Here is a 13,856-nt window from a genome sequence, read left to right on the forward strand (position 1 = left end):
CGTCTATTGGCGCGTACCCATAACCAATTCCAAAGGGATTGGTTTTTTAGTTTTTTCACCTATTTTTGAATCAGGAGGATTTCACAATGCAAACAAAAAAATGGCTAACCACTTCACTCTTAGTGTTGGGATTCACGGTGTACCTGACATTTAATGAGCCTCAATCGGCCTATGCTATGCACATTATGGAAGGTTTTCTGCCTGTAGGATGGGCTATTTTCTGGTGGGCGGTTTTTATTCCATTCTTCATTCTAGGCCTAAGAGCTTTAACCCGAATTACTAAGGAAACTCCGGAGCTGAAAATTATGCTAGGATTGGCGGCAGCCTTCACCTTCGTTCTCTCGGCGCTCAAAATTCCGTCCGTAACGGGGAGCAGCTCCCATCCGACAGGAACGGGTCTTGGTGCTGTTATGTTCGGACCGCTGCCTATGAGTGTACTCGGCTCTATCGTCCTATTGTTTCAGGCGCTGCTTCTGGCGCATGGCGGCTTGACCACCCTTGGTGCTAATGCCTTTTCGATGGCCGTTGCCGGTCCAATGGTTGGTTACGGCGTCTATAAATGGATAATGAAAAGCACAGGAAAACAACGGCTTGCCATCTTTTTGGCTGCGGCGCTTGCAGATCTGTCCACTTACGTCGTTACAGCGTTCCAGCTGGCAATTGCTTTTCCAGCAGAGGTAGGCGGAATTGCTGCGTCTTTCGGCAAATTCGGGGCGATCTTCGCCTTTACACAGATTCCTCTCGCAATAAGCGAAGGTTTGCTCACTATCTTGATCTGGAATTGGCTGCAAGCTTACAGCTCTGAGGAATTATCATTGCTGCAGCGCAAAATGAAAGGAGCTCAAAAATCATGAAAACCGGCACTAAGAACGCTTTAATTATAAGTGCAGTTATCCTCTTAGCCGCTCTCCCTTTATTACTTGTCAATGGGGAATTCGGGGGCGCAGACGGGGCTGCCGAGGAAATGATTGCAACGCTGTCTCCTACTTACAAGCCTTGGTTTACCCCATTATTGGAGCCGCCTGCGGAAACTGAAAGTATGCTGTTCGCCTTACAAGCGGCACTGGGGGCAGGCTTCATTGGATATGTAATCGGGTTGTTCAAAGGAAGAGCTACCAAAACAAAAACACAATGATCAAATTCATCGATTCACTCTCTTACAATAACAAGCTGCGGACCGTTTCTCCCATGTGGAAGATCGGGTTTGCAGCCGTTCTATTTCTGTTGTCTTACTTGTCCCATCCTGTCACACAGCTTGTTATAAGTGGTTGGTTGGTTGTATGGACAGTCAGCTATGCCCAAATACGAGCCAAATATTATTTACGGCTGATTGCTGCCCCCTGTTTGTTTTACGCAGCCAGTCTTCCAGCTATCCTTATTGAATTTCAACGGTCAACTGAGCTGTCGACCCTTGCACAAGCAAGCACCATACTCTTTACATTTCTACATTGGACAGCCTTTTTGACTGACAATGGAGTGCATACAGCCATTATTTTACTTACGCGAATAATAGCCTGCTTGTCATGCATGACCTTTATAATGCTGACCACTCCTGTTTCCGAGCTGTTTCAGGTTATGAAAAAGCTGCGGGTGCCGGCATTAGTATTGGAAATGATGCTAATTATGTATCGTTTTTTGTTTTTGCTGGAGAGCACGGCCTATGATATGTACACAGCCCAGAAGTCGCGCGGCGGACAGACCGGATTTACCAACAGGCTTAATGATACGGCCATCCTGATCGTGCGCTTGTTCGCTAAGTCGATGCAGCGCTATAAAGGAGTTTCACACGGCTTGATCACAAGAGGATTTATCGATGAAATTCATATGGCTCCGTATCAGGGTAAACCGGTCCCATCCCGCTGCTTATGGGAAAGCTGTACAGGGATCATCATCTTAATACTGCTTGAATTATGGCTTGGTTGGCGGGAAATGTTATGAACTCAATTTTGGAGGCGCATGATGTGAGCTATATATATCAAGGCGCCAAAACTGCTGCTCTCCAGGAATTAAATATGCGAATACCTCAGGGTAAAAAGACCGCTATTTGCGGGCATAACGGATCGGGAAAATCGACATTTTTTCTTCATGCCATTGGTATACATCGCCCTGCATCAGGCCAAATGATATGGAAGGACCATGCCATATCTTATCATTCCAAAGATTTACAGCAGCTTCGACAGCGAATTGGGCTTGTCTTTCAAGACCCGGAGCAGCAGTTGATTCTCAATACGCCTCATGAGGATGTCTCCTATGGTCTGCGTAATGCCAAGGTACCGGAAACGGAAATTAGCAGCCGAACACAAAGCATTCTTCAAGCAATGGGACTTTCACATTTGGCAGACACACCTATTCACCATCTGAGTCTCGGCCAGAAAAAAAGAGTTGCGCTCGCAGGAGTTTTAGTGCTGGAGCCCGAGCTTCTGCTGCTGGATGAGCCAACAGCGTATCTGGACCGCGTATCCGAGCAGCAGCTAATAGCACAGCTTGACCGGGTTCATGATAGCGGCGTTACCGTTGTTATGGCAACACATGATATGAATCTCGCTTATACATGGGCTGAGCATATACTCGTTATGGATCGAGGAAGATGCCTCATGGAGGGCTCTCCACAGGAGGTATTCAAGGATGAGGACAAGCTCAAATCAATCGGATTGGAGCTTCCCATGCTGCTTGAAATTTGGCAATCGCTGCCTGAAAAAATACGCTCTGGGATAATTCCTCCGACCAATATGGCCGAGTTTAAACAAACTGTATATAAACTGTTCACATAGTTTTCGTGAATCGGTAATCGAGATGCTATCTTGGGAATCATTCCACTCTTACTCACTTTCTTACGGAACGTCATTCCGCTATTTGCTTGGAATCTCCTAGAATTCATGATCCCGCGGAACTACGAGCCGCTATTTCGTCTCCGACCTGCCGAATTGCCCCATTCCAAGCAAATAAGGGATCGTACTTCCGTTTCACTTCAATGATCACGTGTGCACTGCGAAATAGCGGATCCACGTTCCTCTAGAGAAACCTTTGATCGGTAGTGAACCTACGCTCATTCGTTCGGCGTTCACCTCTTTTGCTCGTCAATAGTTAAGCCTCTAGGGACATTTCGAAGACGATGAGCCGCATAAGAAAGGGGTAATTGGTTAAGCACGCATAACTAGTCTGTAATTATTGCTTGTCTGGAACAATGCTTCTGCAGCAATATGCAGGTCTACGATTTTATCCTCAATATCCAAAACACGCAACGGATTCTGTGAGCTTCACCGCAACTCTTTGAAACCACAAAAAGGCTTATAGCCCTATATCAGGTCATAAACCCTTTCTTTACCCAGTTTATTTCTCAAGCTTTTTCGCCCCGATCATAATCCCTGTATCCCCAGGATCCTTCAATGCAATATCCGAAATTACCCAGTAATCAGACGATTCCCGTTTAATTTTTTCCACAATAATGGAAGCACTCCCCATTCCAATGGGTCCATTCATCATCACTAACGGGTAATTAAATGAAACTTGAACTTTATCCGGTGACAATTCCTTGGTGTGCAATTGTTCGACTTTTCCCATATGAGGGCTAGAAACTCCTGTTACCCAGAAATTGTCCTCGAATTCCTGCTTCGTCTTTTGGCGAAGATCAGGCGATAATACAGCGTACTGCATAGCCCCGCTTCTTTTTTGCACTCCACGGATCCAAGTCCGAACCGCTTCTTCCGGAGACGCAGCTTCAAGTGCATTCTCCAAACTGCTCACCTGCATAGATAAATTGGATGATTCGGGCATAGTGACATAGATGGTGTTATCCTTATAAGTCACTTTTCCACGCAGCTGTTCTACTATAGACCTTAAGGATACCATCGCTGTTCCTTCGTCCATATTCAATTTAAAGGCGCTGCCGGCAAATTCAACGTTATTGATAAAAATTCGCGGTCCTGTTACTGCAGCTATAACAGATCCCGAAAAAATTACAAATCCGCAAACTGCAGCAATCAAAACCTTCCGATGCTTTTTCATTGGACACCTCCTGTTCTTTTCATTATGCCCATTCCGATTCACTTACCTTATATGGATAATATATCCCGATTATGCTGTTTTGGTCAGAATAGGGATAAGGTGAACCTGATTTCGAGAATAAATCAAGAACAGGCAGGAAATCTTAAAGCCAGTAACTTCATAACGCATCGAGGAGGTTGGCTTATGTTAAAGTTTATTTTATTAGCGGTATTATTAATGGTAACAGGCTGTACGGCCAACAAAAATATGACCCAAAAGCAAGTGACTCCTAAGCAAAGTCAAATTTCAACTCATGCTCACACTGCTGCACCAACTCCTGTTATAACTCAGGCATCATCAACAGCTACATCCAATGCAGGTAAAGAATCTATTACAATAAAAGAGGCACCAAGCGGAATTCCATCGTATTTGTTGGATCTGATTCAAACGCCGGCCGGAAATCCCGCAAACCAAACACCAACTGGGTATCCGGCCAACCAAACACCAGCCGAGTATCCGACAAACCAAACTCCAACCGGTTATCCATCCAGCCAGACACCAACAGGTTATCCATCAAACCAGGCGCCGACAGGTTATCCATCAGGTCAGACACCTACGGGATATCCATCAAACCAAGCACCTACAGGTTATCCATCAGGCCAGACACCTACCGGATATCCATCCAGTCAGACACCTACGGATTCGACTGGTCAAGCGAAACAAGGCAACAAGGATTCTTCCCAATTCGCTCAGCAGGTTCTGGATTTAGTCAATCAAGAAAGGTCCAAAGCCGGCTTAAGCTCCCTTAGTATGAGTAGTGAATTGTCAAACATGGCTATGGTCAAGGCACAAGACATGTACAATAACAATTACTTTGATCATAACTCTCCCACGCATGGTTCCCCCTTCGATATGATGAAGGAGTATGGAATCTCATACAGCACAGCTGGAGAAAATATCGCAAAAGGGCAATCCACCCCTACCCAAGTTATGAACGATTGGATGAACAGTCCAGGTCACAGAGCCAATATACTGAATAGTAGTTATACCCATATCGGCGTTGCTTATTACAACAGTGAATGGGTTCAGGAGTTTACTGGGTAACGACCCTATTGATATAAGTTCTTGTCGGAAACAACAGACAAGAACTTATATCCTTATTATTCTTCTACTCTAATTGGTTTTTCATACCTTAAATCGTCCAATGGATGCCTGAAGTTCCTCCGCCATTATCGAAAGCTCTTGTATGGAGAGAGAAATAGATTCCACAGCAGCTTGCTGCTCCTCAGTTGATAATAGAATACGGCTTGTACCTTCCATATTTTCGACAGCAACCTCAGCAATGGAATGAATTGCCGTTGCAATATGTTCCCCGGCTAGACGCTACGGACACTTCTCACAAACTCCTGATGAATATCTTGAATCGATTGAACAATATGATCAAAAAAAGAACCTGCGATGTTTACAACCTGAAGCCCTTCACTTGCTTCTCTGGCATTCTCTAGCATGAAGCGGGCCGCTTGTTGCGTTTCCTCACGTATGCCTACTATTAATTCAAAGATGGTTTCTGCTGCTACTGAGGATTGACCGGCTAAAGTGCGGATTTCACTCGCTACAACAGTGAAGCCTTTACCATGCTCACCAACTCTAGCGGACTCTATACCGGCATTTAAAGCAATAAGGTTAGTTCTTCGTGCAATATCCGTTATCAGATGAATGGATTTCTCAATCTCCTTCGATCGCTCCTCCAATTGTTGGACAATTCCATTGACAATCCCAAGAGAATCGTGAACAGATGACATTTTGATCATCGCTGAATTTATCGCTTCATTTCCTTGAAAAGCCGCTTTTTTCGTCCGGTCGACTGCTGATGAGGCATGTTCCATATTTAATGCAACTTGTCGGGCCCGATCTGAAATCAAGTCAATAATACGCGAGCTTTCATCGACTTTATTATGCTGCCGTTCCGAACCAACAGCCAATCCTTGCACGGTTTTCGTAATCCGTTCAGATGCAATCCCAGAATCAACAGCACTTTGCTTCAATTGCGTTGCTTTAAAAGTAAATTGTTCTGCATGAGAACCAATCTGTTGGATCAGTTTACGTAAATTTTGAACCATCAGATTAAAATAAGCAGCTATTTCCCCAAACTCCCCCTTGGATTGAATAACAATTTGCCGTGTGAGATCACCTTCTCCTTGGGCAATATTTTTAAGCTGCCGGTTTACAATAGATAAAGGTCGGGATATTTTACTCCCCAATATTAAGCCAAATGTAAGAGCTATAATAATTGCGAGAACACTGGCTAGCAAAATCATATTTCTAATGGAATCCACCAGTATGGAGTTATTGTCATAAGCCTCTTTCATTAATTGTTCCTGCTGGTCGACAATGGTTTTGGACAGATTGTTGATTTCACTGCCAGCAGTAAGAACTTCCTGCCGGATAATCCGCTGTGCTTCCTGAGGATCAGATTTAAGCAGACCCGCGACCTTATCAGCTTGAGCTTGCAGCTTGGCATTCAGTTCCTTTATTTGTGTTAAGCTGACTTGACCATCGCCAGATAAATTCGGAGCTACTTTGACAGCCAATTCATTCAAGTCAATATTAGTCCGTTTAAACCCCTCCAAATATTGACTCTCATTCACAACAAACTAGGCATTTAAAAAGTTCATTTGTTGAATCGAGTCAAATTGAATGACATGTGAATCAAATGCAGCCCTAGCTTGGTGATTGACGAGATTCGAATACGATTCATTGACCTTTTGCAAAAAGTAATAGGACATACCGCCGATACATCCGAGCAAAAGCGGAGATATCAGAAACCCGATAACAACTTGCTTGACAATAGACATTTTCATAAATTCAACTCCTGTTTCTAACTTGTGACAGCAATTTGTTATCATTTTACAAGATTTCATGTAAATTTATCGTTTAGTTTATAGCGTTGCTTCCGACGAGGTAGATCTGATTGTTCGGATCAGCACCAATAGACCAAGCTCTTGTCATTGGATTTCGACTAGAGCTTGGTCTATGAAATGTTTACCTTTACGGTTTCTTGATTTCTTCCTTGATCTGTGCGGACCAATCCACATTAGTATAAAGGCGATCCACTACCGTCCGAGTCAGCTGAAGCCGATCCGGAATCTGTGCAAGGCCCTTGGCACGGAATTCAAATAGACCGCCTAAATCAGGTCCGCCGAGCCGAATATAACCGTCTTTCCATCCAGAAGAGTTCTCTGTCGTCGAAGCACCGCGCATTGTGATCGCATACTCTTTGCCATTGAAAGCCTTTAGCGTCCATTCGCTTTGCAAATTCTCATTGCGCAGCTTACCGTCCAAATGCAAGGATCCCTCTACTTCCTCGCCATTCGTATTCGGTGGGGATTCCACAGTGAAATCCCTTAACAGGAGTTCGTCACCGTCAAAACGGAAGGAAACCGGCTGCGCTTTTAGCTTGGACGGTTCAAACTGGACCGAAGCATCGTCGCGCTCTGAGATGAAATACCCATCAAATACAAAGGTGTAAGGTTTATCCATAGGCAAATATTCAAACGTATAGCTCAAATGCATCAAACCTGGCCTATCCCCGGAGTGAGAAGATTGAGTCATCACCATTCCTCGCCCTTTTGTCACATTTCTCGTGTTAACAGTTTGAATGACCTCGCCATTCATGTCCTCTAGATGAAATCTTAAGCCCTGCTGCTTCCATAATTCGCCGGGAGAACGGACGAGTGCTTCCTCACTAAGTTCGGTGTCGAGTTCTAAGCGAACCCCCTGCACCATCCGGGTCAACCGCTTCAAACGAACCGTCATCCCGTCCGGTGCGGTATAGCTTCCCTTCAGCGGAGTAATAGCCGTCTTTTTATTAGCCTCCTTCATATCGATGGAAAAATCAAAATTCCACCGTCCTTGACTTAACGGGATATTGGCCATTGGATTACCTAGCTGGGTAAGTCGGCCTTCTATCGTAATTCGGTCTGTTTGAAGAGGTTCGGGGAAAAAGGCGACTAGATAGTAAAAATCATTCGTTGCCCCCATGTCGTACATCTTTCCTACGATTTTTCCCTGATCATCTTTAATCTTAATGCTATTCTCCGAGCCAAAAACCAACCGATTTCTATCATGCTTTCCATCAGGTCCGTACAACTGCAAGGCTATAACCACTCGGGTTGGATCTGCTACCGCTTCGTTAACCATAATGGTATAGCCATTATCCTTAATCTTAATATTGGGATGCTCCACCAGACCAAGCTCTTGTGCCCGAAGCAGCCCGATATCGACGTTATTATGCGTAAATAGGGAACGGAGCGTCTCTGCTAGCGTTGGAACGGAATATAAAATTACAGCGCTAAAAAGAATCAATAGCGATGCCACTCCAATCATTGGCTTCCAGAAGATTGCAGCTCTTCGCTTAAGCAAGCCTTTTGCTGCTACGGTAGATGGATTTTCAGTGACTGTCACGTGAGCTGAGCTACTTTCAATTTCCTGTTGGAACAATGATGACTTAGTCCCCGATATCGCAGCTCTCGTTGACTCAGAATCCAACTCTTCATGCTCCAGCGCAGCCATCACGTTAATCGTGAATGAATCAGGCAAAGCTTCAACAAACAGTTCTGAAGACCAACGCTCTTGCTCTTCGAATTGTTCCTGATAGAGAGAGCGGCATCGAGGGCAATTTGCGATATGCTTGGCCATTTCCTGTTTATAGGGTGATGCAGTTTCCAAAAGGTATTGCTCAATCTCAATGGGGCTAAAGCATTGCACCGGTCCTCACCTCCTCGACGGTTAGTATTTGTTTTAATCTCTTTTTAGCCCGGTAAAGGTCATTTTGGACTTTGTTCACTGGAATATTCAGAACTTCGCTTATTTCTTCATAGCTCAAATCGTTCGTATAACGAAGCAGAAGCGCCAAGCGATAATTGGGAGGGAGCTGCTGGATTAGGACCTGAAGCTCCGTTCTATACTCTGTCTGCAGCAGAGTTGCTTCCGGATTGTTGCGTGTTGAAGGGTCTGGGGGAGGATGCGCTAACGACTCCGTGTGACGTGTTTTTCTCCGCAGATCCTTCAGCAGGTTCGTTGCAATTGTATATATCCACGCAGCAAAGCTTTTATTAGGGTCATGCGAAGCCAGCTTACGATAAGCCTTAATAAAGGTCTCCTGAGTCAGATCCTGGGCATCCTGATGATCCGCTCCCATCCCCCGTAAAATTCCGTATATTTTATTTTTGTATCGGTTTACAAGAAAGGCATAGTCCTCTTTCTGGCCCTCAAGTACATTATGAATCCATTGTTTTTCATGATTTTTCTCATCCTGGTCTCTCCATTTCTCCACCTTAAAGCCTCCTTGGAGTTTCTATACCATATAGACGAAAAACATTCGCGAAACTCTCACACAGGAGACAAATCTTTACGGAGTCGGCTCCAGACCCTGGATGTTTACCCTATACGATAACTTATCTTTCGATACACAAATGGGATGGACTCGGTGTGCGCGTGAAGAAGCCCCGCTGCAATCAGCGGGGCTTTTGGGGCTAGCCTATACAATTCTGCTAATGAGAAGCCGAATATTGTTCCAGCTCGGCAGCCGGATCTAATTTCTCTTTGCTCATGGCGAATGCAGCAAGCAAAGCAAGAACAGACGGGATGATCGCCCAGGCAAAGGTATGAACGATAGACGAGGAAAGTGCCTCTGTAATCTTATCAAGAACCTGAGCAGGAATTTGGCCACGAGTTTCAGGAGTCAAGATTTTCCGCGGATCGCTTAGATCGACACCTTGCGGCATTTGACCGCCTCCGCCGAACACGGCAGCTAATTTATTCGTAAAGGTATGGCTTTGAATAATACCAAATACCGTAATACCCAGCGTCATACCCAATGAGCGCAAGAAGTTAAGCGTGGAGCTGGCAGAACCGCGCTGCCTTGCTGCGAACCCATGGATCGCCGCATTGCTTAATACGGAGAACGAAGCGCCTATTCCAAGACCAATCAAAATCATAAAGATCGTAACCATAAAGCGCGAGGAACTGGTCGTTAATGTGGTAAGGAGCGCAATTCCGACAACAAGCAGCGCTAAGGTTGGAATCATGATCGAGCGATATTTAAACTTGGTAAGTAAGGAGCCGCCTCCCGCGGCGGTAACGACGGAGCCGACCATCATCGGAAGCAAAACAAGCCCTGAATTCGTGGCCGAGCCGCCAAGAACACCTTGGATAAATATTGGAATGTAGATAGAAGCAGTTATAAAAGCCGCGCCGCTGAACATAGCCATCACATTACTTGTTGCATAGAGACGGTTCTTGAACATAGCGAAGGTAATGATTGGCTCTTCTGCACGGCGCTCGATGAAAATAAAAGCAATGACAAGCACTGCAAAAGCTGCAAACAAACCAATAATCATGCTGGAATCCCAAGCATATTGCTTGCCGCCCAGCTCAAGTGCAAACATCAGGCAAACAATTGAAGCTACAAGCGTAAATGCACCAAGGTAGTCAATTTTTTGCTTCGAATGCTCCACAGACTCTTTGTAAAAGAATGCAATCATTATGAATGCGATAAGACCTAACGGCAGGTTAATATAGAAAATCCATGGCCAATTGATGTAATCCGTAATATAGGCTCCAAGAAGCGGTCCAAAAATACTGGAAAGACCAAATACGGCTCCGAATAAACCGCCCAACTTACCGCGTTTATCTGCAGGAACGACATCAAACATGATAGTGAAAGCTATAGGCACTAGAGCTCCGCCGCCAATACCTTGAATTGCACGATAAATACTCAGCTGGATGATAGAATCTGCAGTACCGCATAAAGCTGACCCGACCATGAATACAATGATTCCGAAAATAAAGAATCGTTTGCGGCCATACATATCTGATAATTTACCGAAAATCGGCATACCTGCCATCTCGGCTACCAGATAAGCAGAGGTCACCCACATCAATTTGTCAAAGCCGCCTAGCTCGCCGACAATCGTACCGATTGCTGTTGCTACAATGGTGTTATCCATCGACGCCATAAGAATGGCCAGCAGCAGACCTGCAATAATAACGCCCATGTTATTGCCCTTTACCATCGACTCTTGTTCCCTCCACACTGTTTATTGCCATTTCAATTATAATTCCACAGACGTACTGTCAACATACCTTCCAGCTTGAATGTTTCAACATGTGCTTGGATCCGCCAAGAAATCGGCTCTCTGTGATCAAAGCCCTTCAGCCAGAACCCGCTTTAGAAACATACCTGTGTAAGAAGCCGACACTTGGGCTACCTGCTCCGGCGTACCTTCGGCTACAAGCTTGCCACCCGCTGTGCCACCTTCCGGACCGATATCGATAACCCAGTCGGATTCTCGGATCAGTTCCAGACTGTGTTCAACAACGACAACGGTATTCCCTGTATCTACCAGCTTTTTCAGTAAAATATGAAGCTGTTTGATGTCAGACGGATGAAGACCGGTCGTTGGCTCATCCAACAAATAGAGCGTATGGTTTTTGGACGGCTTGCTCAGTTCTTTCGCGAGCCTAATCCTCTGACCTTCGCCGCCTGATAAGGTTTTGACCGATTGACCCCACTGAAGATAACCAAGTCCAACCTCACACAGCATCTCGATTATGCCAGCAATTTTGGATTCACCTTTGAGAATAGGCAGGCTTTCCTGCACTGACAAATTCAGCAGATCCGAGATGGAGAAACCTTCATACTTAACCTGCAATACCTCGTCAGTAAACCTTCTACCTTTGCAGTCGGGGCATTTCACCTCCAGATCAGGCAGGAAATTCATATCTACAGACAATACACCCAGTCCCTGACATCTCTCGCAACGTCCACCCGGCGTGTTAAATGAGAAATGTTTAGATGTCAGCTTTCTTTCCTTAGCTTCCGGCAAGCCGGCAAACAGCTGGCGCAGATGTGTAAACACATCGGTATAAGTGGCTACATTAGAGCGCTGGATTCTACCCATAGGCGATTGATCAAAGATAACAATATTTCCGACATGCTCTAATCCTGTAATCTGCTTGCAGCCTTTTTGCTCTAGTCCTTCCTGATTTACTTCAGCAAGAATATCGAATACAAGAGTGGATTTACCTGAGCCCGAAACTCCCGTTACGGACACCAGACAGCCAAGCGGAAAGGAAACAGCCGGGATATTGACATTTCGAGCCACTGCTTCTCGGATCGTAATATGCTGTCCGTTACCTGTTCTTCGAATGCGATTGGGAATCGGAAGACTCTCTTCTCTTAAGTACGCACCGGTAACTGAAAGCTCGCTTGACATCAAATCCTCAAGGCTTCCTTCGCCCACAACGGTCCCGCCGTGCAAGCCAGCACCTGGTCCTATATCTATAACATGATCGGCAGCGCGCATCATCTCGACATCGTGCTCGATAACGAGCACGGTATTGCCCAGATCGCGCAGCTGCTGCAGCACCCGAATGAGGCCGATAGTATCCCGCGGATGAAGACCCGTCGTCGGTTCATCCAGAATATACAGCACGCCTGTAAGTCCTGAACCAAGCAGCGATGCAAGCCTAAGCCGCTGCGCTTCTCCCCCGGACAATGTGACTGTCTGCCGGTTCATAGAAAGATAACCTAGTCCAACATCAATAATCCGTTTTAGCCTTACGGGCATATCATCGAGGACCGGCTTCAGCAGATGAAGGCCCTCGGGCGGCAGCACCGCCTGCAAACCTTTCGTCCACTCCAATACATCACCGAGCGACCAGTCCGATACATCAGTAATGGATGAGCCAGCTACTCGAACAAGACGAACTTCTTTCTTAAGACGTGCTCCTAGACATTCGGGGCACAGCTGTTCTTGAAAGAAACTCCCCTCTTTTTCCTTAGTGCCGGACTCTCCTTCCTTCTCTTTGTAACGCCGCCATAATCCAGGTATAACACCTTCAAACTTAGTCCCTTGGATCGGCTTCACATTCGGATAATGCTGCTTGAATGCTTCACTTTCGACTCCGTAGTATAGTAAATCACGCTGTACCTCACCCAAATCTTTCAACGGTTGATCCGGATCAAATTCAAAACCATAATGCTTTCCGGCCGCTATTAAAATGCGGGTCTGAATATCCCGATGGACGCCGTTCAGCGAAGCAACTCCCCCGTCTGACAAGCTTAGCTCCGAATTGAAAACTGCCTCTTCATTTATGCTTGCGACATGACCAAGCCCGCTGCAAACTTCGCATGCACCCTCCGGTTTGTTGAAGGAAAAATGTGACATTCCCAGTTTCTCAAGCTTAGCTCCACAATACGGACAACTCATCGTCTGCTGATCCATTTCCTCGTCATCTTCTGCCATCACACCTGTCGGTTCAAAAGAAGGCGGGATGCAGCCGCTGCAGGAAGGGCAAATCCGCTCCCCCAATCTGGAAAAGATAAAACGGACAAATGTGTACAGATCTGTCACGGTACCGACTGTAGAGCGCGGGTTACGATTGGTGACATGCTGTCCTACACTGATGGACGGGGATAGTCCTTCAATCGATTCTACCTTCGGTTTGCTGATCGTATCGGTCATCATTCCCATGGAGTCCATATACTGTCTCTGGCATTCCCGCTGAAGTGTATCCATAGCCAGTGTCGATTTGCCCGATCCCGATGGTCCTGTCAAGACAACCAGCTTGTATTTGGGAATCGAAAGCGAGACGTTCTTAAGGTTGTTTTCTCTCGCACCTTTAATAGTAATAGTCTCTTTCATAAAAATCCTCCTCACTATTAAGTCCCTCAAGTTCTAAACGTTTTTGCAAAATATAAATGATTGCGATACAATGAACTAGAATAATTGCTCTATTATCAAATATCTCTACTATCAAGATATTAACATGATAAAAGGAGGTTTGTTTTTTGTCAAGCCATCAGC

Annotated in this window: 13 protein-coding genes; 5 read left to right on the forward strand and 8 right to left on the reverse strand. The window is 45.5% G+C overall.

Features of this window, described 5'->3' with window-relative positions; translation table 11 throughout:
• Window positions 1-86 precede the first annotated feature (86 nt).
• From NV381_RS10040 to NV381_RS10055, 4 genes are read left to right on the forward strand one after another with little or no spacing between them, the layout of a single operon-like run.
• A complete protein-coding gene (locus NV381_RS10040) occupies window positions 87-854 on the forward strand; it encodes an energy-coupling factor ABC transporter permease (protein ID WP_258213140.1) in 768 nt (255 codons plus the stop codon).
• Window positions 851-1,135, forward strand: a complete 285-nt coding sequence (locus tag NV381_RS10045) for an energy-coupling factor ABC transporter substrate-binding protein (protein WP_258213141.1) — start codon at window positions 851-853, stop codon at window positions 1,133-1,135. The genes NV381_RS10040 and NV381_RS10045 overlap by 4 nt, the downstream gene beginning before the upstream one ends.
• Window positions 1,132-1,938, forward strand: a complete 807-nt coding sequence (gene cbiQ, locus NV381_RS10050; RefSeq protein ID WP_258213142.1) for a cobalt ECF transporter T component CbiQ — start codon at window positions 1,132-1,134, stop codon at window positions 1,936-1,938. Before NV381_RS10045 ends, cbiQ begins: the two co-directional genes overlap by 4 nt.
• A complete protein-coding gene (locus tag NV381_RS10055) occupies window positions 1,935-2,771 on the forward strand; it encodes an energy-coupling factor ABC transporter ATP-binding protein (protein WP_258213143.1) in 837 nt (278 codons plus the stop codon). The genes cbiQ and NV381_RS10055 overlap by 4 nt, the downstream gene beginning before the upstream one ends.
• Window positions 2,772-3,330: 559 nt before the next feature.
• On the opposite strand, the gene NV381_RS10060 is transcribed toward NV381_RS10055, so the two are convergent.
• Window positions 3,331-4,005: a hypothetical protein gene (locus tag NV381_RS10060; protein WP_258213144.1), complete on the reverse strand. Its 675-nt coding sequence runs from the start codon at window positions 4,003-4,005 to the stop codon at window positions 3,331-3,333.
• A 183-nt stretch (window positions 4,006-4,188) separates the two neighbouring features.
• On the opposite strand from NV381_RS10060, the gene NV381_RS10065 reads away from it, so the two are divergent.
• The gene (locus NV381_RS10065) at window positions 4,189-5,088 is read left to right on the forward strand and encodes a CAP domain-containing protein (protein ID WP_258213145.1); all 900 of its coding nucleotides are present in this window, start codon (window positions 4,189-4,191) and stop codon (window positions 5,086-5,088) included.
• Between the two features lie 81 nt (window positions 5,089-5,169).
• Here the strand turns inward: NV381_RS10065 and NV381_RS10070 are convergent, their stop codons facing one another.
• The 7 genes from NV381_RS10070 to uvrA form a co-directional block, all read right to left on the reverse strand.
• Entirely contained in the window at window positions 5,170-5,304 is a 135-nt protein-coding gene (locus NV381_RS10070) for a hypothetical protein (protein WP_258213146.1), read from the reverse strand.
• Window positions 5,305-5,360: 56 nt separating this feature from the next.
• Window positions 5,361-6,614 (reverse strand): methyl-accepting chemotaxis protein, encoded by a 1,254-nt coding sequence (locus NV381_RS10075; RefSeq protein WP_258213147.1) that lies wholly within the window; start codon window positions 6,612-6,614, stop codon window positions 5,361-5,363.
• A 24-nt stretch (window positions 6,615-6,638) separates the two neighbouring features.
• The gene (locus NV381_RS10080) at window positions 6,639-6,845 is read right to left on the reverse strand and encodes a hypothetical protein (RefSeq protein WP_258213148.1); all 207 of its coding nucleotides are present in this window, start codon (window positions 6,843-6,845) and stop codon (window positions 6,639-6,641) included.
• 187 nt (window positions 6,846-7,032) lie between these two features.
• Complete coding sequence (locus NV381_RS10085; protein ID WP_258213149.1) at window positions 7,033-8,751, reverse strand: DUF4179 domain-containing protein; 1,719 nt, start codon at window positions 8,749-8,751, stop codon at window positions 7,033-7,035.
• Window positions 8,738-9,319 carry an RNA polymerase sigma factor gene (locus NV381_RS10090; protein ID WP_258213150.1) on the reverse strand — a complete coding sequence of 194 codons (582 nt, stop codon included), beginning with the start codon at window positions 9,317-9,319 and terminating at the stop codon, window positions 8,738-8,740. Before NV381_RS10090 ends, NV381_RS10085 begins: the two co-directional genes overlap by 14 nt.
• Window positions 9,320-9,536: 217 nt before the next feature.
• Entirely contained in the window at window positions 9,537-11,060 is a 1,524-nt protein-coding gene (locus NV381_RS10095; protein ID WP_258213151.1) for an MDR family MFS transporter, read from the reverse strand.
• A gap of 129 nt (window positions 11,061-11,189) precedes the next feature.
• A complete protein-coding gene (gene uvrA, locus NV381_RS10100; RefSeq protein WP_258213152.1) occupies window positions 11,190-13,694 on the reverse strand; it encodes an excinuclease ABC subunit UvrA in 2,505 nt (834 codons plus the stop codon).
• Window positions 13,695-13,856: the final 162 nt, after the last annotated feature.

It is taken from the genome of Paenibacillus radicis (ex Xue et al. 2023) (genome assembly GCF_024722015.1).
GTDB lineage: Bacteria > Bacillota > Bacilli > Paenibacillales > NBRC-103111 > Paenibacillus_S.

What these genes read in the sequence shown, in the direction of transcription:
- NV381_RS10040 (WP_258213140.1), top strand. Translation starts at nt 87, where the DNA reads ATGCAAACAAAAAAATGGCTAACCACTTCACTCTTAGTGTTGGGATTC.
- NV381_RS10045 (WP_258213141.1), top strand. Translation starts at nt 851, where the DNA reads ATGAAAACCGGCACTAAGAACGCTTTAATTATAAGTGCAGTTATCCTC.
- cbiQ (WP_258213142.1), top strand. Translation starts at nt 1,132, where the DNA reads ATGATCAAATTCATCGATTCACTCTCTTACAATAACAAGCTGCGGACC.
- NV381_RS10055 (WP_258213143.1), top strand. Translation starts at nt 1,935, where the DNA reads ATGAACTCAATTTTGGAGGCGCATGATGTGAGCTATATATATCAAGGC.
- NV381_RS10060 (WP_258213144.1), bottom strand. Translation starts at nt 4,005, where the DNA reads ATGAAAAAGCATCGGAAGGTTTTGATTGCTGCAGTTTGCGGATTTGTA.
- NV381_RS10065 (WP_258213145.1), top strand. Translation starts at nt 4,189, where the DNA reads ATGTTAAAGTTTATTTTATTAGCGGTATTATTAATGGTAACAGGCTGT.
- NV381_RS10070 (WP_258213146.1), bottom strand. Translation starts at nt 5,304, where the DNA reads ATGGAAGGTACAAGCCGTATTCTATTATCAACTGAGGAGCAGCAAGCT.
- NV381_RS10080 (WP_258213148.1), bottom strand. Translation starts at nt 6,845, where the DNA reads ATGAAAATGTCTATTGTCAAGCAAGTTGTTATCGGGTTTCTGATATCT.
- NV381_RS10095 (WP_258213151.1), bottom strand. Translation starts at nt 11,060, where the DNA reads ATGGTAAAGGGCAATAACATGGGCGTTATTATTGCAGGTCTGCTGCTG.
- uvrA (WP_258213152.1), bottom strand. Translation starts at nt 13,694, where the DNA reads ATGAAAGAGACTATTACTATTAAAGGTGCGAGAGAAAACAACCTTAAG.